Consider the following 23487-nt stretch of genomic DNA (forward strand, 5'->3'; position numbering starts at 1 on the left):
ACCCGTCCCACGAACGGCCGGAGACGATGACCTGCGTGGGCTAAGGACAGGGCTACAGCTCGACGCGCAGCTCCTTGAGACCGCGGATCACGAAGTTCGGCTTGCGTTCCGGCTCCGCCGCCGGACGCAGCGTCGGGGCCTGGTCCAGCAAGGCCCCCAGGGACGCCGCCAGTTCGATACGTGCCAGGGGCGCGCCGATGCAGTAGTGGATGCCCGCGCTGAAGGAGATGTGCGGGTTGTCCTCGCGGGACAGGTCCAGGGTGTCCGGGCAGGCGAAGACGTCCGCGTCGCGGTTGGCCGAGCCGAAGAGCAGGGCGACCTCGGAGCCGCGCGGGATCGTCGTACCGTCGATCTCGATGTCGTCCAGGACCCAGCGCTCGAAGAGCTGGAGCGGGGTGTCGTACCGCATCAGCTCCTCCACAGCTGTGGACAGCAGCGAGCGGTCGGCGCGTAGGGCCGCCAGCTGCCCGGGGTGGCGGAACAGCGCCCACCAGCCGTTGACGGTGGCGTTCACCGTCGCCTCGTGCCCCGCGTTCAGGAGCAGGACGCAGGTGGAGATCATCTCCTGCTCGGAGAGCCGGTCCCCCTCGTCGTGTGCGGCGATGAGGCCCGAGATCAGGTCGTCGCCCGGCTCCTTGCGGCGGGCGGCGATCAACTCCCGCAGGTAGGCGGAGAATTCGACGGACGCCCGGACGGCCCGATGCGCCGTCTCCCGCGACGGGCTCAGCTCGTACATCCCGCAGATGTCCGCCGACCAGGGCCGCAGCTGCTTGCGGTCGGACTCCGGGATGCCCAGCATCTGAGCGATGACGGCGACCGGCAGCGGCTCGGCGACGGCCGTCAGCAGATCGCCGCCGCCGTCCGCGACGAGCGCGCCCACCAGCTCGGAGGCCAGCCCCTGGACGTACGGGCCCAGCCGCTCGACGGTGCGCGGCGTGAACGCCTTCGAGACCAGGCGCCGGATGCGGGTGTGGTCCGGGGGCTCCAGGTCCAGCATCCCGTTGTCGTTGAGCGTGTGGAACGGCTCGTGCTCGGCGGGCGGCGGCGTACGCCCGAACTCCTCGTGGGTGAAGCGGTGCAGATACGTCCGGCCGAGCCGCCGGTCCCGCAGGAGCGCGGAGACGTCGGCGTGACGGGGCACGAGCCACTGGCGGGTGGGCTCGTAGAAGTGGACGCGTCCGCGGGCACGGAGCTCGGCGTAGGCGGGGTAGGGGTCGGCGAGGAATGCGGGTGACCAGGGGTCGAAGGCGGCCATGGGCCGACGCTAGCCGAAGGTACGGCCGGGCCGTAGCCCCCGGGGAATCCCCTGAGGACTCCGATATACGTATGGAGACGAGGAACGACGTGCTGGGGCGAGCAAGCCCGAGCACCGGGCCCGGCTTTGGACCGTCGCGATCCGGTCGAGGCTGGAGGCGTCCAGGACCACCAGGAGCTGGGAGGCGTCCTGCTTGAGGTCGGAAACGATGGTGAGCAGGGGCGCTGACGGCAGCGCCGGCCAGGACCAGGAACGCGCCGAAGGCGACAGCGAAGAAGATCCACTGCCAGCCCCACGCCTGGGTGAGGACACCACCGAGCAGGACTCCGGCCGCGCCTCCCGCGCCGGACAGGTTCACGATCGAGGTGGCGAGCATGACGGTGAACTGCGCCCCCGCCAGAGCCGCGAGCGCCGCTCCGGGGCTGCGGGTGGTGTCAGTGATCCTCACGGCATCTCCATGTGTGGTCAACCACTCACAATTGCCGCTAAGAAAACGGCGGGGCTGTGTGCCCAGCCGACAGGCCCGGCTGCGCGGCTGCGCCGGGTGTCAGTAGTGCGTGATGCCCGCGGCCAGCGTTCGGATCCAGGGGGCGTCCACCTCGTCGGCCCGCATGGAGACGATGAGGTGGCACAGCATGCCGATCGCGAAGAACTGCTGGACCTGCTCCTCGGTGCCGCCGGAGGCGCCGCGGACGTACTCCACCACCCGGGCATAGCCCTGCCGGACCGCCTCGCGTACAGCCGGCTCGGAGACGGCTGCGGCCTGGGCGTGCAGCTGGATCAGCATCAGGTCGTTGTCGCTGATCAGCCGCGCGTAGGCGTCCCCCATGGCATCCAGCACCACCTCGGCGGAGCTGCCCTTCGCCTCCGCCGCCGCCCGCTCCAGACTCGCCCGGACCAGCACGAAGCAGTGCTCGACCACGGCGGTGAACAACAGCTCCTTGTTCGGGAACAAGCGGTAGACGTACGCCTGCGAAATGCCGGCCGCCTTCGCCACCTCGGTCGTGGTCGTGCCCCAGTAGCCACGCGCCGCGAACGCGCCGATGGCGGTGCGCAGCACCGTCTCGCGGCGCTCCTCCGCGGTGGACAACTGGCGGGGTCGTTCGCTCTTCATGTGAGTACTCAACCACTCACACTCTTGCGTGTCAACGCACGTGAGGAGTCCTCAGCCCGGCGTGACCAAGCGCGCCTCGTACGCGAACACCGCCGCCTGTGTCCGGTCCCGCAGGCCCAGCTTCACCAGCACCCGGCTCACATGCGTCTTGATCGTCGACTCGGCGACCACCAGATGCGAGGCGATCTCCGCGTTCGACAGCCCCTGCGCGATCAGCACAAGGACCTCCGTCTCGCGTTCCGTCAGGTCGCCGACCTGCGCCAGCGCGGGCGGCCGCGGGGTCTGGGAGAGCTTGGAGAACTCCGTGATCAGGCGGCGCGTCACCGTCGGGGCGAGCAGTGCCTCGCCGGCCGCCACCACCCGTACGCCGTCGGCCAGTTGGCGTGCGGACGCGTCCTTGAGCAGGAAGCCGGAGGCTCCCGCACGCAGCGCCTGGTACACGTACTCGTCGAGGTCGAAGGTGGTCAGCACCAGCACCTTGGAATCGGCGTGCGCCGCGACGATCTCGCGGGTCGCCTCGATGCCGTTCAGCTCCGGCATACGGATGTCCATGAGGACGACGTCGGGGGCGAGCTCGGCGACCTTGGCGACTGCCTCGCGGCCGTTCACGGCCTCGCCGACGACCTCGATGTCGGGCATCGCGTTCAGCAGGACCGAGAAGCCCTCGCGGACCATGATCTGGTCGTCGACGATGAGGACGCGGATCGTCATGAGGTCTCCTCGGATGCGGTCTCGGCCGCGACGACGGGAATGAAGGCGGTCACCTCGTAGCCGCCGTCTTGCGTGGGCTGCGCGGTCATCTCGCCGGCCAGCATCGTCACACGCTCCCGCATGCCCGTGATGCCGTGCCCGGCGCCCGGCGAGGGCTTGACCAGGCCCCGGGGCGCGGTGTTCACGACCCGCAGGCCCAGGCCACCGAGGACGTACGAGATCTCGATCTTCGCCGTCGCTCCGGGCGCGTGGCGCAGTGTGTTGCTCAGTGCCTCCTGGATGATCCGGTACGCGGAGAGCTCGACGCCCGGTGGCAGCGTGCGGACCGCGCCGGTGATCGTCTTCTCCGTCTCCAGGCCCGCGTCACGGACATTCGCGAGCAGGCTGTCCAGGTCGCCGAGCACCGGCTGCGGTGCGTCCGGGGCCTGGTAGTCCTCGGCCCGTACGACTCCGAGGATCCGGCGCAGCTCGGTCAGCGCAGCCACCGCGTTCTCCCGGATCGTGGCGAACGCCCGCTCCAGCTCGGGCGGCGGGTTCTCCACCCGGTACGGCGCCGCCTCCGCCTGGATCGCCACCACCGACATGTGGTGGGCCACCACGTCGTGCAGCTCACGCGCGATGGTGGTGCGCTCTTCCAGCAGCGTGCGCTTGTCGCGCTCGACGGCCGTCACCGTCTGCTGGGCCGCGACTTCCTCCTTGGCTTCGCGGCGTACCTGCCGCACGGTCACCACCAGCAGCGCCAGCGCGGCGAGGAAGAGCATCTCCGGAATGTTGGAGCTGAAGCCCCGGGAGAGCACGACCTCGGCGAACAGGCCGTATCCGGCGGTGAGCAGCCACATCCAGGCCGCGGTGCGCGGCCGGGTCCGCAGCGCCACCAGGGTCATCACCGCCAGGTGCGAGACAAAGCCGCTGGGCGACCACGGCCAGTCGCCGTAGTAGCCGGCGGTGACGCCCAGGGGCGTCGACGCCAGCGAGAGCCAAAACGCGCCGACCGGCCGGAGCAGCGTCATCACCACGGCGGCCGCCGGGATGAACCCGGTGAGCACCAACGCCGGTCCTACGCCCTCGCCGCCATAGGCCAGGAGCAGCGTGAACATCGCCACGGCGCCGACCGCGGCATGCGGCATCCAGGCCGCGTAGTCGCGTATCCGGCCCGGGAGCCGGCGGGTTATCGGCCCGTCCGTGCGCCTCCGCGGCAGCGGCCGGTAGGCGAAGGCGTCGTGGAAGAGGTCCTCGCGGAGGCCGCTCAGGGCGCCCGCTGCAAGGCGGTACTCGGGGCTGCGGTTCATCTCGGTCACGTACAGAACGGTAAGCGGACGGACGGACGCGGTCGTCAGCATCGCTGCGGATCCTGCCGCGTCCGCCCTGAGTACTACCTGCGTCTACTCGCGGTACTTCCTGGTCAGGCGCGCCCTACGGGTGGAACGCGTCCGCGTGCCTCTACCAGGCGAGCTGAGCGATCTCCTCCGCGACGACCGCGCACGCGTCGGCGGCGGGATCGATGAGCGGAAAGTGCCCGACCCCTTCGAGGAGGGTCAGCCCGACCGTCTCCCCCGCCTTGGCCGCGGCGTCGACGTACGACTCGGAGACGGCGTACGGCACGACGATGTCGGTGCGGCCCTGGACGACGGTCGTGGCGATGCCCGTCGGCAGCAGCGCGGACGGATCGGCGTGCGCGCTCCTCGCCTCGAACTCCGCCTCACGACCGAGGAGTTGGGTCACCGCACCACCGCACACATCGAGCTCGACGGCCGTCGCGAAGTCCGCGACCGGGGCGAGCGCGACGACCCCGCGCAGCGCGGGCGGCGCGTCCAGCCGCCACGGCGACCCGACGGGCAGCACATGCCGCGCGGCGGCCCACAGCGCGAGATGCCCGCCCGCGGAATGCCCGGTCACCACGATGCGCCGGACGTCCGCCTGCGGCAGGGCCTTTCGCGCGAGGGCGGGCAGGGCGTCCATCATCGCGGCGACGTCGTCGAAGGTCTCCGGCCACCGCCCGGCTACGGGCCCGCTCCCGTGCTGCTGCGGAATCTCGCGCCCGCGCCGGTACTCGACATTGGCGACGGCGAGCCCGCGGCGGGCCAGAAAGTCCGCGAAGGGGGTGACATGCCAGCGGTCGTACGGGGCTCGCCAGGCGCCGCCGTGCAGCACGACGACGAGGGGCGCACCGGCCTGCCCGCCGCGGGGCGCGTAGAAGTCGACGACCTGGTCGGGATGGTCCCCGTACGCGACGGACTCGTCCGGCGTGACGGCGGGATGCGAAAGCACCGACTCGAACTCGGCGGCGTCACGGGCGACGGGGTCGACGGGGTCCGGCATTGCGCTCGAGCCTTCCTGCGGAGTGGCGGAATTGACCTGACCAGCGGGGACGGTAGCAGCCGGTTCCGCGGGGCGGGGCTTGTCCCCGCCCCGCGGTTTCCCGTAACTGGGGCTCCGCCCCGGAACCCCGTATGCGACCTTCGGCCGCATGTCCTCAAACGCCGGGCGGGCTGATTCTCAGCCGGCCAGAACCTCCGCCAGGACCGCCGCCGCCCGCTCCGCGTCCCCGAAGCCCACATACAGCGGTGTGAACCCGAACCGCAGCACGTCCGGCCGCCGCAGGTCCCCCACCACGCCCCGCGCGATCAGCCGCTCCATCACCGCGGGCGCGTCCGCGCACCGCAGCGCGACCTGGCTGCCGCGCGCGGCATGCTCGACCGGCGTCAGCGAGGCGACCGTCCCCCGGGGCACGTACGCCTCGACGCACTCCAGGAAGAAATCCGTCAGCGCCAGACTCTTCGCCCGTACGGATTCGATCGAGACCCCCTCCCACACATCCAGCGCCGCCTCCAGCGCCAGCATGGACAGGATGTCCGGCGTCCCGACCCGCCCCCGGACCGCGCCCGGCGCCGCCTCGAAGCCGGGCGTCATCGCGAAGGGGTCCGCGTGCGAGTTCCAGCCCGGCAGCGGGGAGTCGAACGCCGCCTGGTGCCGCTCGGCGACGTACAGATACGCCGGCGAACCCGGCCCGCCGTTCAGGTACTTGTACGTGCAGCCGACCGCCAGGTCCACGCCGTGTTCGTCCAGGCCGATCGGCAGCGCGCCCGCGCTGTGGCAGAGGTCCCAGACCGCGAGCGCGCCCGCCTCGTGGATCGCCGCGGTGAGCGACGGCAGGTCATGGAGGCGGCCGGTGCGGTAGTCGACATGGTTGACCAGTGCGACCGCGGTGCTCGGCCCGAGGGCGGAGTGCAGGTCCGCCGGGGCGACGGGCACCAGGCGCTTGCCCGTCATCCGGGCCGCCGACCGGGCGATGTAGCCGTCCGTCGGGAACGTCGTCGCGTCGACCACGATGTCCGTACGGGAGTCGTCCCCGCACAGCCGTACCGCCCCGACAACCGCCTTGAAAACGTTGACACTTGTGGAGTCGCCGACCACCACCTGCCCCGGTCCCGCACCCACCAGCGGCGCGATCCGGTCGCCGATCCGCTCGGGCGCCGTCCACCATCCGCTCTCGTCCCAGGAGCGGATCCGCAGCTCGCCCCACTGCCTGCTCACCACGTCCGCGACCCGCGCGGGTACGTGCGCGGGCAGCGCGCCCAGCGAGTTCCCGTCCAGATAGACCGTCTCGTCGAGCGCGAACAGCTTGCGCGCACCGGCCAGCTCGTCGGCGGCGTCGAGCGCCGCGGCCCTGTGGGCCAGTGACTCAGACATGGCTGCGCGCCGTCCACAGCTCCGGGAAGACGTTCTTGCGGGCCCGCTTCTCCAGCCAGGCAACCCCGGCCGAACCGCCCGTTCCCGCCTTCGAGCCCATGGCCCGCCGCGTCGCCACCAGGTGGTCGTTGCGCCAGCGCCACACGAGCTCGCCGACATCGGTCAGCGCCTCGCCGATACGGACCATGTCGCTGTCCTGGTCCTCGCCGCCGTACACCGCGGCCCAGACCTTCTCGACGTCCTCCGACGGCTCGTACTTCTGCGACAGGTCCCGTTCCAGGACCGAGGACGGCACGGGCAGCCCGCGCCGGGCGAGCAGCCGCAGCACCTCGTCGTACAGGCTCGGCTCGTGCAGGGCCTTCTCCAGCTCGGCGTGCACGCGCGGCGCGCCCCGGTGCGGCACCAGCATCGACGCCGACTTCTCGCCGAGCAGGAACTCCATCCGCCGGTACATCGCGGACTGGAAGCCGGAGCCTTCGCCCAGGGCGCTGCGGTACGCGTTGAACTGCGCGGGCGTCAGGTGCGCCAGCGGCTTCCAGGAGGCGTTGAGCGATTCGAGCTCGTACGTGCTGCGCTTCAGCGCGGCGAGTGCGACGGGCAGATCGTCCTCGCGCAGGGCGCGCGCCGCCGTCTCCCACTCATGGACGATGACGGTGAACCACAGCTCCATCACCTGCGTGGTGACCAGGAAGACCATCTCTCCCGGATCGTCCGAGAGCGTCTTTTGGAGGTGGGTGAGAACGTCCGCCTGGACATAGTCCTCGTACGGAGTGGTGCCCGCGAAATCCAGGTTCGGGGCCGCGTCATGTGACATCGCTGTCTCCTCGACGTGTCCGGGTAGCGGTCCGCCCCTTCCTGTTGGCTCGGGAGCCCCGGTCCCCACTGGCATCATAAGCCGACAGGCTTTTCACGGGTCAGAGCTCCGGGCCTGTGACGTACGTCCCGTCCTCGTCGTACGGCCAGGCATTGGAACGGCAGCCGTCCAGCCCCTTGATCTGCTGCATCATCACCGGCGCGAGCCTGCCGGGGCCCCCGCAGCCCAGGTGCCGGCGGATGCCGATCTCGTGCCCGACCTCATGGTTGATGATCAGATGCCGGTACTCGGCGGGCGTGCCCTTGAACGTCGGCGAGCCAAGCATCCAGCGGCGCAGATTCACCACGACACCGTCGGCGGTCTCGCAGTTCAGCTCGCCGTGGGTGTCGAGGCCCTGCGCGAGACAGAGGCGGTCGGCGGTGGCCGGGGTGGCGATCCTGATCACGAAATCGGCGTCGGCCTCGGACTCGACGAGCTGGAAGGAGCCCCGGCCGTGCGCGGCCCAGCCGCGCGGATGGGCGAGTATCTGCTCGATCTCGGTGGCGGCGTCCTTCGCGGGGATGTCGACGCCGTTCTCGACCTGGACGCGGTAGCGCCGCAGCGTGCCCGAGCCGGACGGGCGGCCTTCGCCACGGGTGGTGGTGAAGGTGCCCGCACCCGAGGCCGGGACCTTGGCGGGTGGCTTCCGCTTCGTGGGCGGCTCGGCAACCGGCGGGCGGTTTCGCGAGGGCGCCGAGGCGGTGGTGCGCGGCTCGGGGTCGGCGGCCTCGGGATCGGCGGCCTCGGGGCTCTGTGACGGGGGAAGGAGCGGCCGGACGGTGTCCTGGGCGGCCCCGGTCGCGGCTTGTTCCCTTCCCTGCCAGTGCGCGAGGGCCGCGCCGCCGCCGAGCGCGAGGACGCCGAGGGCCGCGCCGACCGGGAGTATTCGTAAAAGCCGGCGGCGGGAATCCTTGCGACGGGCGTCGGCACGCTTGCCCAAGACAGACCCCTCCCCAGCGGTACCGGTGTGCGGGCGGACAGGCCGAAGGCCCGCGTCCCACGATCAAGACAGGGGATACGGGCCTTCGGTTCCATGATCAGCGCAGCGTGTCCGCGCTTCAGCTCAGCGTGTCCGCCGCGGTCTGGGAGGAATCCCGCAGGAACGTCGAGCAGCGCTCGTACTCCTCCTGCTCGCCGATCGCCTGCGCGGCGCGGGCCAGCGCGTGCAGGGCCCGCAGAAAGCCCCGGTTCGGCTCGTGCTCCCACGGCACGGGGCCGTGGCCCTTCCAGCCACTGCGCCGGAGCGCGTCGAGGCCGCGGTGGTAGCCGGTGCGGGCGTATGCGTACGACTCCACGACGCGCCCGCTCTCGAAGGCGTCGTCGGCGAGCCGGGCCCAGGCCAGCGAGGAGGTCGGGTACTTGGCGGCGACCTCGGCGGGCGCCGTCCCGGCCGCGAGCAGCTCACGCGGCTCGGGCTCGTCGGGCAGGTGGGTCGGGGGCGGTCCCCCGAGGAGGTTTTCATGGATGGACATGGCCCAAGTGTCACAGGTCCCTGCGAGATCCGCGGCGGGGGCGCGGTGGGGCGCTCTCGCGGGCGAACCCCCGCGCACCGTAGCCCGTCCGGTGGGGAGGGGCGGCGCAGGGTCGTCCCCGCGTTTCCAGCGTCCGTGGTGAGCGTGGGCCAGGGGGCGTTTGGTGGTTGCTGCCCGGTGGGTGGCTTCGCGGGCGGACCCCCGCGCACCTCAGCCCGTCCGGTGGGGAGGGGCGGTGCAGGGTCGTCCCCGCGTTTCCAGCGTCCGTGGTGAACGTGGGCCAGGGGGCGTTGACGGTTGCTGTCCGGTAGGTGGCTTCGCGGGCGAACCCCCGATTGGCGGCCAACACCGGGTGCCCCTACGAACCCCTCACCGCCGCCGACGCCGAGGAGTCGAGCCCGACGGCGCTTGTACCGGGTTCGTGGGTGCCGTGGGCCAGGGGGCGTTGGTGGTTGCTGCCCGGTGGGTGGCTTCGCGGGCGAACCCCCACGCACCGCAGCCCGTCCGGTGGCGAGGGGCGGTGCAGGGTCGTCCCCGCAGGCGATTGGCGGCCAACACCGGATGCCCCTACGAACCCCCCATCGCCGCCGACGCCGAGGAGTCGAGCCCGACGGCGCTTGTACCGGGTTCGTGGGTGCCGTGGGCCAGGGGGCGTTGGTGGTTGCTGCCCGGTGGGTGGCCTCGCGGGCGAACCCCCACGCACCGCAGCCCGTCCGGTGGCGAGGGGCGGTGCAGGGTCGTCCCCGCAGGCGATTGGCGGCCAACACCGGATGCCCCTACGAACCCCTCACCGCCGCCGACGCCGAGGAGTCGATCCCGGAGGCGACCCGGAACCCGCACCCCACGGCACCGGGCACCCCGGACCGCCCAGACCCGCACCACACCGGGCCACGATGCGACCCACACCCGGACCGCTCAGGCATGCGGCGCAGCCCCCGGTCAGGGGCCCGCGGACCCGGTCACCCGTTCCGCCGCCTGTTCCAGCGGTGGCGCCGAGACCCCGCAGTTCACCCGGCACTGCGGCCGCGCCCGCGCCAGGACGTCCGCCGGTTCCGGCCTCCGTACCGTCGTCCACGCGATCAGCGCGCCCAGCACCAGCACCCCCGCACACATCGGCATCGCCCGCCGGAACGTCTCCCCGAACTGCTCCGCCGAGCGATACGCCTCCGGCCCCATCCCCGCCAGCAGCGGCAGCGCCGCCACCGCGAGCAGTCCGGCCGCGCGGGCCGCCGCGTTGTTGATGCCGCTCGCGAGCCCCGCCCGCGCGGTCTCCACGGACGCCAGGACGGTCGCGGTCAGCGGCGCGACCAGCGTCACCATGCCCATGCCCATGACCAGCATGGCGGGCAGCACATCGCGTACGTACGAGGCGTCCTCGCCCACGCGCAGCATCAGCAGCATCGCTCCCGCACACAGCAGCGGGCCCACGGTGAGTGGGATGCGCGGGCCGATCCGCTCCCCCAACTCGCCCGATCTCGCGGAGAAGAGCAGCATCAGCACCGTCGTGGGCAGCAGCGCGGTCCCCGCGCCGAGCGCCGAATAGCCCGCCACCACCTGGAGTTGCAGGGCGGTCAGGAAGAAGAAGCCGGCGAAGGCCGCGTACACGCACACCGTCACCAGATTGGCCGCGGTGAACTGCCGCGAGGCGAAGATCGACGGCGGCAGCATCGGATCGGGCCGCGAGCGCTCGACGAGTACGAACGCGATGCCGACCACCACGCCCGCGACGCCCGCCCACACCTGCGGCGCGATGAGCCCGTACGTGATCAGCGCCAGCGCCGCCGCGCCGAGCACTGCCCCCAGTACGTCGAACCGGCCGTGCGCCTGCGGGTCGCGCGACTCCGGAACATGCCGCAGCGCCACGGGTACGCACAGCGCGGCCAGCGGCACATTGATCAGGAACACCCAGCGCCAGCCGGGCCCGTCGACGAGCCAGCCGCCGATGAAGGGACCGACCGCCGCGCCGACGCCTCCGAAACCCGACCACAGCCCCACCGCACGCGCCCGGTCGTCGGGGTGGAAGCTTGCCTGGATCAGCGACAGCGACCCCGGGGTGAGCAGCGCCGCGCCGACGCCCTGCAGGGCACGCGCGGCCACCAGGAGAATGTCGTTGGGTGCGAGGCCGCACAGCAGCGAGCCGATAGCGAACCAGATCACGCCGAGGACGAAGATCTTCCGCCGCCCGTAGCGGTCGCCGAGCGACCCGCCGAGCAGGATCAGACCGGCCAGGGTGAGCGTGTAAGCGTTGACGGTCCACTGGAGGACCGCCAGGTCGGCGTTGAGGTCCTCGCCGATGCGAGGCAGTGCGACATTGACGACCGTGGAGTCCAGCAGCGCCATGCTGGACCCGAGCACGGTCGTCAGAATCACCCAGCGCCCGGTGGCGGTGGAAAGCCTGATCTCGCCCGGGGCTTTGTCCATACCCGGATCATCCCAGCCTCCACCGGCTCAGACGAGTCGGTGGAGGGCACGGATCAGGGCGTCCACACCCCGCTCCGCCTTGGCGCGCGGGCAGCCGACGTTGAACCGTACGAAGCCCTCAACCCCGTACGTGGTGCCGGGCATGATCGCGACCTTCTCCCGCTGGATCAGCTCGCGCTGCAGCACCGCGTCGTCGATGCCCAGCGCCCGCAGATCGATCCAGGCGAGATAGCCGGCCTGTGGCGGCTGCCAGCCGAGCTCGGGGAAGGCGGAGCCCAGCCGTTCGGCGACCATCCGCAGATTCCCCGCCACATACGCGCCGAGCTCGTCCAGCCACGGCCCGCCCTCGCGATACGCGGCGATGTGCGCCGTCAGCGACAGCACGGCCGGCGAGGCGAGCCCTTCGCCGGTCTGCATCCGGCGCAGAAACGCCGCGTGGTCGTCCGGGTCGCCGATGATCCCGTACGAGCCGCTCAGCGCCGGGAAGTTGAAGGCCTTGGTGGCCGAGGTGATCAGCGCCCAGCGGCCCGCTCCGAACCGCGTCCACGGCAGATGGCGCTGCCCGTCCGCCACGAAGCCGGGGTGGACGAAGTCGGCGTGTATCTCGTCGCTCACGACGGCGACGTCGTACGCGGCCGCCAGCCGGGCCGTCTCTTCCAGCTCGGCCCGAGTCCACACCCGTCCTGTGGGGTTGTGGGGCGAGCAGAGGACGAGCACCTTGCTGTCGGCGCGGGCGAGCTGCCGCTCCAGTGCGGCCATGTCACCGACCGGCACCCCGCGCAGCTCCCGCCCGAGGCCCGATATCGCCTTCAGGAAGCCGTCGTACGTCGGTGTGTGGACGACGACCCCGTCGCCCGGCTCGGACCACATCCGCAGCAGCTGGGAGAGCTGGTTGAGCACGGACGGCCCGTACACGACCCGTCCGGTGTCGATCTCGGTGTCATAGCGGCTGCTGAACCAGTGCGCCACGGCGGACAGAAAGTCCTCGTGCCGCCAGTCGGTGTAGCCGAAGACACCGTGGGCGACACGTCGCTGGAGCGCTTCGAGGACCTCGGGCGGTGAGGTGAAGTCCATGTCGGAGATGGTGAAGGGCAGCAGCCCGTCGGCGCCGAAGCGGTCGGCGACCCCGTCCCACTGGATGCACCAGGTGCCGCGCCGGTCGACGGGGGTGTCGAAGTCATAGCTCACGATGAGTCCTTCCCGGGGCATGCCGCGGGCCCGGCACCCCGCGAGGGGGTGCCGGGCCCGGCGGTGCGGACGTCGTTTACTTGAGCTTGGTGCCCGTGGAGCGCAGGGCCGCGCAGGCCTCGGAGACACGCTTGGCCATACCGGCCTCGGCGGCCTTGCCCCAGGTGCGCGGGTCGTAGGTCTTCTTGGAGCCGACCTCGCCGTCGACCTTCAGCACACCGTCGTAGTTCTTGAACATGTGGTCCGCGACGGGGCGGGTGAAGGCGTACTGGGTGTCGGTGTCGAGGTTCATCTTCACGACGCCGTTCTCCAGCGCGGTGGCGATCTCCTCGGCCGTGGAGCCGGAGCCGCCGTGGAAGACGAAGTCGAACGGGTCGGCCTTGCCGTACTTGGCGGCGACACCGGCCTGCAGGTCCTTCAGCAGCTCGGGGCGGAGCACGACGTTGCCCGGCTTGTAGACGCCGTGGACGTTGCCGAAGGAGGCGGCCAGCAGGTAGCGGCCCTTCTCGCCCAGGCCGAGCGCCTCGGCGGTGCGCAGCGCGTCCTCGACGGTGGTGTACAGCTCATCGTTGATCTCGTGGGTGACGCCGTCCTCCTCGCCACCGGTCGGGGTGATCTCGACCTCGAGGATGATCTTGGCGGCGGCGGCCTGCGCCAGCAGCTCCTGGCCGATGGCCAGGTTGTCGGCGAGGGTCTCGGCCGAGCCGTCCCACATGTGCGACTGGAACAGCGGGTCCTGGCCCTTGGCCACGCGCTCGGCGGAGACGGCGAGCAGCGGACGGACATAGCCGTCGAGCTTGTCCTTGGGGCAGTGGTCCGTGTGCAGGGCGACGGTGATGTCGTACTTGGCGGCGACGATGTGCGCGAACTCGGCCAGCGCGACCGCTCCCGTGACCATGTCCTTGTTGTGCTGGCCGCCCAGGAACTCGGCGCCACCGGTCGAAATCTGGATGATGCCGTCGCTCTCGGCCTCCGCGAAGCCGCGCAGCGCAGCGTGCAGGGTCTGGGACGAGGTCACATTGATGGCCGGGTAGGCGAACTTGCCTGCCTTCGCCCGGTCGAGCATCTCGTTGTAGACCTCGGGAGTCGCGATGGGCATGTGTCCGCTCCTTGTGATGTGCGGGTATGTGGTGCTGGCCCTGACCTGGGGGCGACGTCATCGTCACGGCCTATCTTTCCAGACTCTTGGCGCGGCTCCACCCTGCGTGCGTCGTGGGCATGCGTGAGGGGCCGACTGTTTCACGTGAAACAGCCGACCCCTCATCATCACCGCAGGTCAGAGGCCCTCTCGCGACCCAGGTCACGAGTTGCTCGCGGACAGGTCTCAGGCGAGACCGAGCTCGCCGAGCGAGTAGGCGTTGACATAGGGCAGCCCCGCCTCGGCGACGGCCGGTGCCGCGCCCCGCTCGACGATCACGGCGACCGCGACGACCTCGCCGCCCGCCTCCCGTACCGCCTCGACAGCGGTGAGCGGCGAGCCACCGGTGGTCGAGACATCCTCGACGACCAGGCAGCGGCGGCCCTTGACGTCGGTGCCCTCGATCCGGCGCTGCATGCCGTGCGCCTTGCCCGTCTTACGCACGACATAGGCGTCGAGCCGCTGCCCGCGCGCCGCCGACGCATGCAGCATCGCGGTGGCCACGGGGTCGGCGCCCAGGGTCAGCCCGCCCACGCAGTCGTAGTCCAGCTCAGCGGTGGCATCGAGCATCACCTGTCCGACCAGCGGCGCGGCCTCGCCGTCCAGCGTGATCCGGCGCAGATCGATGTACCAGTCGGCCTCAATGCCCGAGGAGAGGGTCACTCTGCCGTGCACCACGGCCTTGTCCTTGATCTGCTGGAGCAGCTCACCACGTACGTCAGTCATGCCCGCCAGCTTAGAGGCGCCGCCAGCTCCAGGTCGTCGCGATCTCCAGCGGCTCGATCGGAGTGACGAGCTGAGGGTGGGTGTTGAGGCCGTTGGGCGGGCCGGACTGCGGTTCCACGCAGATCGCCTCGGCCTGCTCGTCGTAGATCACGACCCACTCGGCGCGACTGGTCACGGTCAGCTCCAGCTGCTGGGGCCAGGTGAGGGTGACCGAGACCCCGTCGGGCATCCCGAAGCAGTCGTCCCAGGGCCCGGGCTGGGGCGCGATGCGCTGCCCGGTCGGCAGATGGTCCTCCCCGCGCTGCTCCTGCCACGCCGCGCTGAAGTCGACGCGCGCGTCCTCGCCGCTTCCGAGGTTGCGCCGGAACCACGGGTGCCAGCCGGCCTGGGCCGGGAAGGAGGTGTCGTACGTCTCGATGCCCATGGCGAGCGTCAGCGAGTCCTCGGCCAGCTCGAAGGTCTGGGTGACACGTCCGGTGTACGGCCAGGGCTCGGCGAGGTCGTACGTGAAGGACGCCTCGCTCTTGGACGTACGGGCGGTGCGCCAGGCGGTGTCGCGGCCGGTGCCGTGGATGGCGTGCGGCGGGGAGTTGAGCGGCAGTTGATGCGCGACGTCGCCGTTGCGGAACAGGCCGTTCCTGACGCGGCCGCACCAGGGGACCATCGGAAAGCACCCGTAGCGGTCGCCCTGGCGCAGCACCTCGGTGCCGCCGATGCTCAGGCCCCCGACACGGCAGCCGTTCTGCGGACGGACGGTCAACTCGACGTCTCCGGCGGCCAGCCGGACGCTCTCTTCGCTACTCACACCACGACAGTACTGGCGGTGACTACTTGCGGCGGCGCAGCACTCGGCTGACGACCACGGCGGAGGCGAGCGCGAGGGCAGCGGCGGGCGCGATCCAGCGCAGGGTGGCCGCGGCGGTACCGGCGTCGGGGGCGGGCGTGGGGGCGTAACGCCCGCGCGGCGGGGCGTGGTCGACCTCTTCGGCGCTGCGCCCGATCATGGTGCGGCGGGCGTGCGCCGCCTCGGCGGGCGGCTCGTCGGGGATGGCGGGAAGCTCATGCAGTTCGCCGAACTCCTCCGGCTCTTCGGGTCCGTCCGGAGCCTGCGCCTCGCCCTCGTCGAAATCGGCCGCGTCGAACTCCTCCTCGGCGGCGGGGTCGAGGGAGGGCGGCGGCACGGGCGCGTCGAGCACGGACGGCGCCGCGGCGTCGCCGTCCTGGTCCTGCACCGCCGTCTCACCCACCGCCGCATCGTCGGCAGACGCGTCGTCGGCCGGCGCGTCCTCCACCGCCGGGTCCTCCGCGGTCGTCGCGAGCCGGTCCGCGAAACGGTCGAGGAGCCGGTGCGCGGCGGACGCCGTCGTCGCGTCCTCCAGCTCCGCCAGCCGGCCCTCGGCGCTCGACGTCCCCGTGAAGGTGAGCGTCGTGCCGCCCTCGGCGGGCTCCGGCCGGATCGTCAGGCTCACCTTGGCCGAGCCGGTGCCGCGCGCCTCCACGCCGTCGCCCTCGACCGTGAAGACCTCGCCCTGTTCCACGATGCGCAGGGTGCCGCGGTAGGTGATCGTGTGCCCGCCGATGCGCACCTTCAGCCGGCCGGCGAGCGGGCCTGCGGACTCGTCCGCGTCCTGTTGGAGCCCCGGCACACAGCGGGCGACCCGGACGGGGTCCCTCAGCGCCTTTCGGACGGTCTCTGCCGGAACCGGAACGAACACCTCATGCTCCATGGGAGCCGAGCCTACTCAGACGCGCCCGCCACGTCTGCGTTTCGGTCCGTGTACGGCCCACTCGATGCGCAACTCAGTCGGTGTACCGCGGGTGCACCAGCGTGGAGGGCGGCAGACCCGGCAGCCTCGTACGCTCCGCACACCAGGCCCCGGCCGCGAGCTCGGACGCGTCCAGCGCCCTCAGCGGCGGCGCCGAGGAGGCAAGCCCGAGCTGCGGCGCCCACCCAACGGCTGCCAGCAGGAAGCCCCATCCGCGCGGCACGGGCGCCGCCCGCCCCGAGCGCCCGGCCCCCTCGGCGAAACCGGCGAGCGGTCCGGCGGCGCAGTACGGACGGGTCCGGAACCCGGCGGCCCGCAGCGTCGCGTCGACCGTCCAGAAGGTGCGCGGGCCCGAGCCCGGCCGCCCCGCGTGCACGACGAGCCGCCCGCCGCCCGTGAGGACCCTCGCGGCAAGTCCGTAGAACTCCTGGGAGTAGAGCTTCGTGCTCCGTGTGATGCCCGGGTCGGGGAGGTCCGAGATCACCACGTCGTACGTCCCGCGCGGCACACGCAGCCACGTGAAGGCGTCCGCGAAGACGACCCGCACCCGCGCGTCACGCAGGGCGTGCCCGTTCAGCGCGGCCAGCGCCGGGTCGCTGCGTGCCAGCCGGACGACGCCCGGGTCCAGTTCGACGACGGTCACCGACTCGACGTCCCGGTAGCGCAGCACCTCGCGCGCGGCCAGCCCGTCGCCCCCGCCCAGGATCAGCACCCGGGCGTGCGGCCCCAGCATCGCCGGGTGCACCAGCGCCTCGTGGTAGCGGTACTCGTCGTGCCCGCTGACCCGCAGCCGTCCGTCGAGGAAGAGATCCGGCGGCCCCGAACGGCTGCCGGTGAGGACGACCTCCTGGACGCCGGTGCGGATGGCGACGCGCACCTCGTCGCCGTAGACCGCCTGGCGTGCGGCCCGCTCGAAGTCGTCGGCCATGACGGTCGCGGTCGCCAGCACGGCGAGCACTGCCACATTGGCGACGAGCAGCCAGCCGCGCCAACGCGCCGTCAGATCCTGCCGGAACAGCCACAGTACGAGTGAGCCGCCGGCCACCGCGTTGACGGCTCCCGTCAACAGCGCGCCCGTGAGCTGACCCAGCCAGGGCAGCAGCAGGAACGGGAAGGCGAGCCCGCCGACCAGGGCACCCACATAGTCCGCGGCGAACAGGTCCGCGACCGTGCCCTCGGCGTCGCGCCGGGAGATGCGCTGGATCAGGGACATCAGCAGGGGGATCTCCGCGCCGATCAGCACCCCGATGGCCAGCGAGAAGCCCACCAGCACGAACCGGGACTCGCCGAACCAGGCGAACGCGGCGTACAGCACCATCGCCGAGCAGCCGCCGACCAGGGCGAGCACCGTCTCCAGCACACCGAATCCGACCGCGGCCCGGCAGCGCAGCCGCTTGGCGAGGAGCGAGCCGACGCCCATGGCGAAGACCATCACCGACAGCACGACGGACGCCTGGGTGACGGAGTCGCCGATCAAATACGAAGCGAGCGCGACCAGTTCGAGCTCGTACACAAGTCCGCAGGCGGCGCAGACGAAGACGGCGGTGAGCACCAGATACCGGCCGGCGTCGGGGCGCACGGGCAGCCGCACCGCGCACGGGGGCGGTGAGGTCGGCGGCCGGTCGATCATGTTCGTAACGCTACGTCAGGGGTACGGTGCGGCTTGTCACCCACAAGGGTTCACTACAGCGTTGCAGGCATACGGGCACCGACCCGCGTTCGGGTGACAACGAGTTGGCCCTCCTGCGGATAGGCATGCCATGTGCGCCACCGCACCTGGCCATCGAGCCGCTGCGCCAGCATCGCCGTGAACGCGTGCGGTGATCCGGGAAAGGTGCCGGCCAGCCCATGGGGGTGATCGGCGACCAGTGCGAGGAGCTCTTGCGCGCGCCCGGCGAAGGAGCCGTTCGACAGCGTCTCGACGCGGGCCGCGAACTCGTACTCCCAGTCCCCGATCCGCTTGGCGACGCCGAGAGGGAGCGGGGTGCTGCTGCCGGGCATGCAGGCGACGGTCTCGGAGCAGCTGCCCTGTTCCTCCTCCAGCAGTACCTGGTGCGAGGCACCGAGCAGCCTCAACTGGAGCTTCGCTCCGGACAGTTCGAGGTCGAGGACGGCGAGGGCGGGCAGCGGCTCCCGGCCCAGCGCCCAGGCGAGGTCGTCGGCGCGGGTGTCTGTGTAGGCGGTATGGAGGGTCGTGAGCATGGGTCGGCTCCGCAAACACGCTTCGGGGGGTGGACACGTGGACCGGCAGCGCCCCTGAGGGGGAGTTGAAGAAGATCCGGGAGGAGCGCCGACTCGGGTCCACATCAGGTCCGAGGGCTGGATGGTTCCAACAAGGTTCCGACAGCGAGGGAATCATGAAGTAAGCGACGCTCACAGCATTTTTACCCAACTTGCAGGGGTTTCCATCCCCCCGGGGGCCTGACGGTTCAACTGTTCAACTGCGAACGGCCACAAAGGTCACCTCGCCGACCATCAACAAGAAGGCACCCGGCGGGAGTTGCTCCGCCAGGTGCCTTCAGTGGTCGCGGACCGGCTGCCCCGTGTCAGCTGCCTCCGCCACCGCATCCCCCGCCGCCCCCGCAGGACGAACCCCCGCCACAGGAAGAGCCGCCTCCGCACGAGCTGCCGCCCGAATCACCGCCACCGGCCCACCAGCTGCCGCTCCCCGCGGCGCCACCCGATGCGCCGCTCCGGCGCCCCCTGCCGCTCCCGGCCCGCTTGGAACCGGAGGCCATCGCGATGATCACGACGAACACGAACCCGATGATCAGAATCCCGATGAACGTTGGCACTGCACTCACCGTCCTTCCATCCCCCGAAGCGAGCCCCCCGCGTCGTCGCGTGACCGCTTCTTGCGTGTCAGGGGGATGCCCCCGGCCCCCGGAACCCAAAGCAGACTTGAGCAACTCCAGAGCTTCGGCACGTCGTCACCGCGCAGGGGACGTCGGACACCCCCTAAACCGTGCCGTCAAGGCTCCCGTCAAACCGTGCCGTCAAGGCTCCCGTCAAACCGTGCCGTCAAGGCTCCCGTCAAACCGTGCCGTCAAGGCTCCCGTCGGATCGGGGCAGCGCCAGCTCCGCCCAGATGACCTTGCCCTCGGGGGTGTAGCGGGTGCCCCAGCGTTCGGCCATCTGCGCGACGAGGAACAGTCCGCGGCCTCCTTCATCCATCGTGGCCGCATACCGCAGATGGGGCGAGGTGCTGCTGCCGTCGGCCACCTCGCAGGTCAGGGTGCGATCGTGGAGCAGTTGCATCGTGACCGGCGCGGAGCCGTAGCGGATCGCGTTGGTGATCAGCTCACTGAGCACCAGTTCCATGGCGAACGCGAGCTCGGACAGACCCCAGTCGTCCAGCTTCTCGGCCACGGCGGCGCGCATCCCCGCCACGGCGGCGGGATCCAGCGGCACGTCCCAGCCGGCGACGTGGTCGGGCGGGATCGCCCGTGTGCGGGCGATGAGCAGCGCCACGTCGTCCTTCGGCCGACTGGGCAGGAGCTCGTCGAGCACTGCCTGACAGCTCTCGTCCGGCGACCGGTCGGGATGGGACTCCAGGGCCTTGCGCAGCATCTCGATCCCCACGTCGATGTCCCGGGTGCGGTCCTCGATGAGCCCGTCGGTGTACAGGACGAGTTGGGTGCCCTCCGCCAGTTCCAGCTCGGCGGTCTCGAACGGCATACCGCCGAGGCCCAGCGGCGGCCCGGCCGGAAGATCGGGGAAGGACACACTGCCGTCGAGGTGGACCAGCGCGGGCAGGGGGTGCCCGGCCCGCGCCATGGCGCAGCGGCGGGAGACGGGATCGTAGATCGCGTACAGACACGTGGCGCCCATGACCCCCGCACCCGCGGACGCCGCCTCCTCCTCCTGGTCGATCCGCCCGACCACATCGTCGAGGTGGTTGAGGATTTCGTCGGGCGGCAGGTCGAGCGTGGAGAAGTTGTGCACCGCCGTGCGCAGCCGTCCCATCGTGGCGGCCGCGTGCAGGCCGTGGCCGACGACGTCCCCGACGACCAGCGCCACGCGACTGCCGGGAAGCGGGATCACATCGAACCAGTCGCCGCTCACGCCGGACAGCGCGGGCAGGTAGCGGTGGGCGACTTCGAGGGCGCTCTGCTCGGGCAGGGCTCGCGGCAGCAGGCTGCGCTGCAGGGCGACGGCCAGGGTGTGCTCACGGGTGAAGCGGCGGGCGTTGTCGATGCTGACCGCCGCCCGGGCGACGAGTTCTTCGGCCAGGGACAGGTCGTCCTCCTCGAACGGCTGGGGCTTCTCCGAGCGCCAGAAGTTGGTCATGCCGAGGATGACGCCCCGCGCCTGGAGGGGCACCGTGATGAGCGAATGGATGCCGTAGTCGACGATCATCCGTGTCCGCTCCGGGTCCTGGGCATGCCAGCCGGACGCGGCGGCCAGGTCGGGAACCAGCTCCGAGAGTCCGCTGCCGAGACCGCGTGCCTGCGGTGTGGAGGGGACGAAGTCGATCAGGCGGTCGAGTTCGTAGAGGGGATGGTCGTCCCGGATGCCGTGGACCGCGGTGCGGCGCATGTCCGCGCCGGTACCGTTCGGCTCCTCCCCTCGCAGGACCGGGTCGGCAAGATCGACGGTGACGAAGTCGGCGAATCGGGGGACCGCGACCTTCGCCAGTTCCTCGGCCGTACGCACCACGTCGAGGGTGGTACCGATGCCCAGACCGGCGTCGTACAGCAGTTTCAGCCGCTCGCGGGCCACCTCCGCCTTGCCGTACAGCGCCCGCAGCTCCGTGGAGTCACGCAAGGTCGCGACCGTCCCCTCGGGGCCGCCGTGGCGATCCGTGGGCCGCTGGTTCACCGCAAGCAGCCGCTCCCCGGCCAGGTGCACCTCGTCCGTGGCCACGCGGCCCGAGGTCAGCAGCTCCACCGTGGGGGGATCAAGGCTGGGCAGTTCCGAGATGTGCCGCCCCTCGGCGTCGGGCGGCAAGTCCAGCAGTCGCCTGGCCTCGTCGTTCGCGAGCAGCAGCTGACCGTCGTTGTCGACGATGAGCACACCCTCGCGTACGGCGTGCAGCACAGCGTCGTGATGCTCGTACATGCGGGTCATCTCGGCCGGGCCCAGACGGTGGGTCTGCCGCCGAAGCCGCCTGGCCACCAGCGCCGTCCCGCCCGTGGCCAGGGCGAGCGCGGCTGCTCCGGCACCGAGGATGATCGGCAGCTGTCTGTCCACCACGCTGGTCACGTTCTTGACCTTCAGACCGGCGGACACCAGGGCCACGACGTTGCCCTTGAGGTCGTAGATGGGGACGGTCGCCTGTACCTCGTGGCCGAGCGGGCCATGGACGCTCTCGGTGTACACGCGGCCGGCCAGCGAGGGCTCGATGGTGCCGACGAACCTCTTCCCGATCCGTTCCGGCTGGGGATGCGTGTAGCGGATCCCCTTGGTGTCCATCACCACGATGAAGTCGACGCCGGCCGCCTTCCGCCCCGCCTCGGTGAGTGGCTGCAGCACCTTGGAGGGGTCAGGGGTCTTCAGCGCAGCCAGAACACCCGGTGAGTGCGCAAACGTCTGCGCCACGGCAATAGAGCGGCGCTTCGCCTCCGAGCTGCTGTCGTACCGGGACTGCAGCACAAGCGCGAGCACCGCGGCCGCCACAAGCAGCACCACCAAGGCCACCTGCAGGGTGAAGACCTGCCCCGCAACGCTCCGGGGGTGCTTGTCGGTCAGTGACCGAACCGGTGCGCTCCGGAATCGGTCGGAGCGTTTGACCACATTGCCTTTCTAACACCGCAAAGTGCTCTGCGGCCAAACATGCCCGGACCGGGCCGCCCGGCGCAAGGCACGCAGCAGCCTTTCCGGGTGCGGCACAGCCCGGCTGCGATCAGCGCGCGGTGATCAGCTGGTCGACGGCCTTGCGGATCGAGTCCTCGCGCTTGCAGAACGAGAATCGGACCAGCCAGGCCGGAGCGTTCGCGCCCAGGTAGAACGCCGACGTCGGGATGGCCACGACACCCGCGCGCTCCGGCAGCTTCCGGCAGAACTCGACCCCGTCCGCGTATCCCCACGGCCGCACGTCCGCCTGCACGAAATAGCCGGCGTCCGCGCGGAAGGGCCGCAGTCCGGCTTCCGCCAGGCCGTCGCTCAGCAGGTCGCGGTTCGCCCGCAGCGTGTCGCGCAGACCGGCCGCCCATTCCTCCACCGAGCCGAGTGCCTGCGCCAGCGCTTCCTGGTACGGGGTACCCGAGGCGTACGTCAGGAACTGCTTGGCCGCGCCCACCGCGGCGACGAGCGGCGCGGGTCCGCAGACCCAACCGACCTTCCAGCCCGTCGTGTTGAAGGTCTTGCCCGCCGAGGAGATGACCACCGTCCGCTCCCGCATCCCCGGCAGAGCGGCAATGGACCGATGGCGCGCGCCGTCGCCGTAGACGAGGTGTTCGTAGACCTCGTCCGTGATCACCGTCAGCGCGTGTTCACGGCACACATCCGCGACGGCTTCGAGCTCCTCGGCCTTGAAGACCATGCCCGTGGGGTTGTGCGGGGTGTTGAGGATCAGCACCCGGGTACGCGGGGAAACGGCCGCGCGCAGCGCGTCCGCGTCGAGGGCGAACCCGTCGCCGTCGAGGACGAGGGGAACGGCGACCAACCGGGCCCCGGCGAGGCGGGCGTCGGCAGCGTAGGCGTCGTAGCAGGGGTCGAAGGCGATGACCTCGTCGCCGGGATCGCAGAGCGCCAGGAGGGCCGCGGCGAGGGCTTCCGTCGCGCCCGTCGTCACCAGCACCTCCCCCTGAGGCCGGTAGTCGAGGCCGTACCGCCGCAGCTGATGAGCGGCGACAGCCTCGCGCAGCGCAGGGAACCCATGAGCCGGCGGGTACTGGTTGCTGCCCGCGAGCACCGCGTCCGCCACGCCTTTGAGCAGTACGGGCGGACTCGCCAGCTCCGGCACGCCTTGCCCGAGGTTCACGGCCCCGGTACTCCGCGCCAGCTCCGTCATCTCCGTGAAGATCGACGTGCCCATGCCGTGTACCCGAGCCGCAGGACTCCAGCCTGCCGAGCCCACGACGCCGCGCGTGTCAGCCGTCCCTGCCGTGTTCATGCGATCCCGCTTTCCCGAGTGAGTCCGTCAACCAGGAGATCCGGCCCTCACGATAGGCCTGAGCAGGCGCTGCAGCGGGCCGTCGCGCTGACAAAA

At 71.2% G+C, this 23487-nt stretch carries 19 protein-coding genes; all 19 read right to left on the bottom strand.

What is annotated here, in order from left to right; genetic code table 11:
• Positions 1 to 52 precede the first annotated feature (52 nt).
• Positions 53 to 1255, bottom strand: a complete 1203-nt coding sequence (locus OG905_RS19170; protein WP_328673542.1) for a cytochrome P450 — start codon at positions 1253 to 1255, stop codon at positions 53 to 55.
• Positions 1256 to 1802: 547 nt separating this feature from the next.
• The gene (locus tag OG905_RS19175; RefSeq protein ID WP_328673544.1) at positions 1803 to 2369 is read right to left on the bottom strand and encodes a TetR/AcrR family transcriptional regulator; all 567 of its coding nucleotides are present in this window, start codon (positions 2367 to 2369) and stop codon (positions 1803 to 1805) included.
• 51 nt (positions 2370 to 2420) lie between these two features.
• Positions 2421 to 3080 carry a response regulator transcription factor gene (locus tag OG905_RS19180; RefSeq protein WP_328673546.1) on the bottom strand — a complete coding sequence of 220 codons (660 nt, stop codon included), beginning with the start codon at positions 3078 to 3080 and terminating at the stop codon, positions 2421 to 2423.
• Entirely contained in the window at positions 3077 to 4420 is a 1344-nt protein-coding gene (locus tag OG905_RS19185; RefSeq protein ID WP_328673549.1) for a sensor histidine kinase, read from the bottom strand. Before OG905_RS19185 ends, OG905_RS19180 begins: the two co-directional genes overlap by 4 nt.
• A gap of 100 nt (positions 4421 to 4520) precedes the next feature.
• Complete coding sequence (locus OG905_RS19190; RefSeq protein ID WP_328673550.1) at positions 4521 to 5399, bottom strand: alpha/beta hydrolase; 879 nt, start codon at positions 5397 to 5399, stop codon at positions 4521 to 4523.
• 177 nt (positions 5400 to 5576) lie between these two features.
• On the bottom strand, positions 5577 to 6770 hold the full coding sequence (gene kynU / locus OG905_RS19195) for a kynureninase (RefSeq protein ID WP_328673552.1): 1194 nt from the start codon (positions 6768 to 6770) through the stop codon (positions 5577 to 5579).
• Positions 6763 to 7584, bottom strand: coding sequence for a tryptophan 2,3-dioxygenase family protein (locus tag OG905_RS19200; protein ID WP_266480014.1), 822 nt, complete (start codon positions 7582 to 7584; stop codon positions 6763 to 6765). Before OG905_RS19200 ends, kynU begins: the two co-directional genes overlap by 8 nt.
• Before the next feature lie 100 nt (positions 7585 to 7684).
• On the bottom strand, positions 7685 to 8563 hold the full coding sequence (locus OG905_RS19205; protein WP_328673554.1) for a DUF3152 domain-containing protein: 879 nt from the start codon (positions 8561 to 8563) through the stop codon (positions 7685 to 7687).
• Between the two features lie 118 nt (positions 8564 to 8681).
• A complete protein-coding gene (locus tag OG905_RS19210) occupies positions 8682 to 9095 on the bottom strand; it encodes a DUF3151 domain-containing protein (protein ID WP_324975226.1) in 414 nt (137 codons plus the stop codon).
• Between the two features lie 939 nt (positions 9096 to 10034).
• The gene (locus OG905_RS19215) at positions 10035 to 11516 is read right to left on the bottom strand and encodes an MFS transporter (RefSeq protein ID WP_328673558.1); all 1482 of its coding nucleotides are present in this window, start codon (positions 11514 to 11516) and stop codon (positions 10035 to 10037) included.
• A gap of 27 nt (positions 11517 to 11543) precedes the next feature.
• On the bottom strand, positions 11544 to 12725 hold the full coding sequence (locus OG905_RS19220; RefSeq protein ID WP_328673560.1) for a MalY/PatB family protein: 1182 nt from the start codon (positions 12723 to 12725) through the stop codon (positions 11544 to 11546).
• Between the two features lie 55 nt (positions 12726 to 12780).
• Positions 12781 to 13803: a class II fructose-bisphosphate aldolase gene (fbaA, locus tag OG905_RS19225; protein ID WP_328673562.1), complete on the bottom strand. Its 1023-nt coding sequence runs from the start codon at positions 13801 to 13803 to the stop codon at positions 12781 to 12783.
• A gap of 225 nt (positions 13804 to 14028) precedes the next feature.
• A complete protein-coding gene (gene pyrE, locus OG905_RS19230) occupies positions 14029 to 14568 on the bottom strand; it encodes an orotate phosphoribosyltransferase (RefSeq protein WP_328673565.1) in 540 nt (179 codons plus the stop codon).
• Positions 14569 to 14578: 10 nt separating this feature from the next.
• Entirely contained in the window at positions 14579 to 15373 is a 795-nt protein-coding gene (locus OG905_RS19235) for an aldose epimerase family protein (RefSeq protein ID WP_328673567.1), read from the bottom strand.
• A 22-nt stretch (positions 15374 to 15395) separates the two neighbouring features.
• On the bottom strand, positions 15396 to 16295 hold the full coding sequence (locus OG905_RS19240; RefSeq protein ID WP_328673568.1) for an SRPBCC family protein: 900 nt from the start codon (positions 16293 to 16295) through the stop codon (positions 15396 to 15398).
• A 73-nt stretch (positions 16296 to 16368) separates the two neighbouring features.
• Entirely contained in the window at positions 16369 to 17964 is a 1596-nt protein-coding gene (locus OG905_RS19245) for a polyamine aminopropyltransferase (protein WP_328673570.1), read from the bottom strand.
• 53 nt (positions 17965 to 18017) lie between these two features.
• The gene (locus tag OG905_RS19250) at positions 18018 to 18536 is read right to left on the bottom strand and encodes a DUF2617 family protein (protein ID WP_328673572.1); all 519 of its coding nucleotides are present in this window, start codon (positions 18534 to 18536) and stop codon (positions 18018 to 18020) included.
• Positions 18537 to 19367: 831 nt separating this feature from the next.
• A complete protein-coding gene (locus tag OG905_RS19255; protein WP_328682455.1) occupies positions 19368 to 22025 on the bottom strand; it encodes a SpoIIE family protein phosphatase in 2658 nt (885 codons plus the stop codon).
• Positions 22026 to 22179: 154 nt separating this feature from the next.
• A complete protein-coding gene (locus OG905_RS19260) occupies positions 22180 to 23313 on the bottom strand; it encodes an aminotransferase class I/II-fold pyridoxal phosphate-dependent enzyme (RefSeq protein ID WP_328673575.1) in 1134 nt (377 codons plus the stop codon).
• Between the last annotated feature and the right edge of the window lie 174 nt (positions 23314 to 23487).

The organism is Streptomyces sp. NBC_00322 (genome assembly GCF_036147535.1).
Classification (GTDB): Bacteria; Actinomycetota; Actinomycetes; order Streptomycetales; family Streptomycetaceae; genus Streptomyces.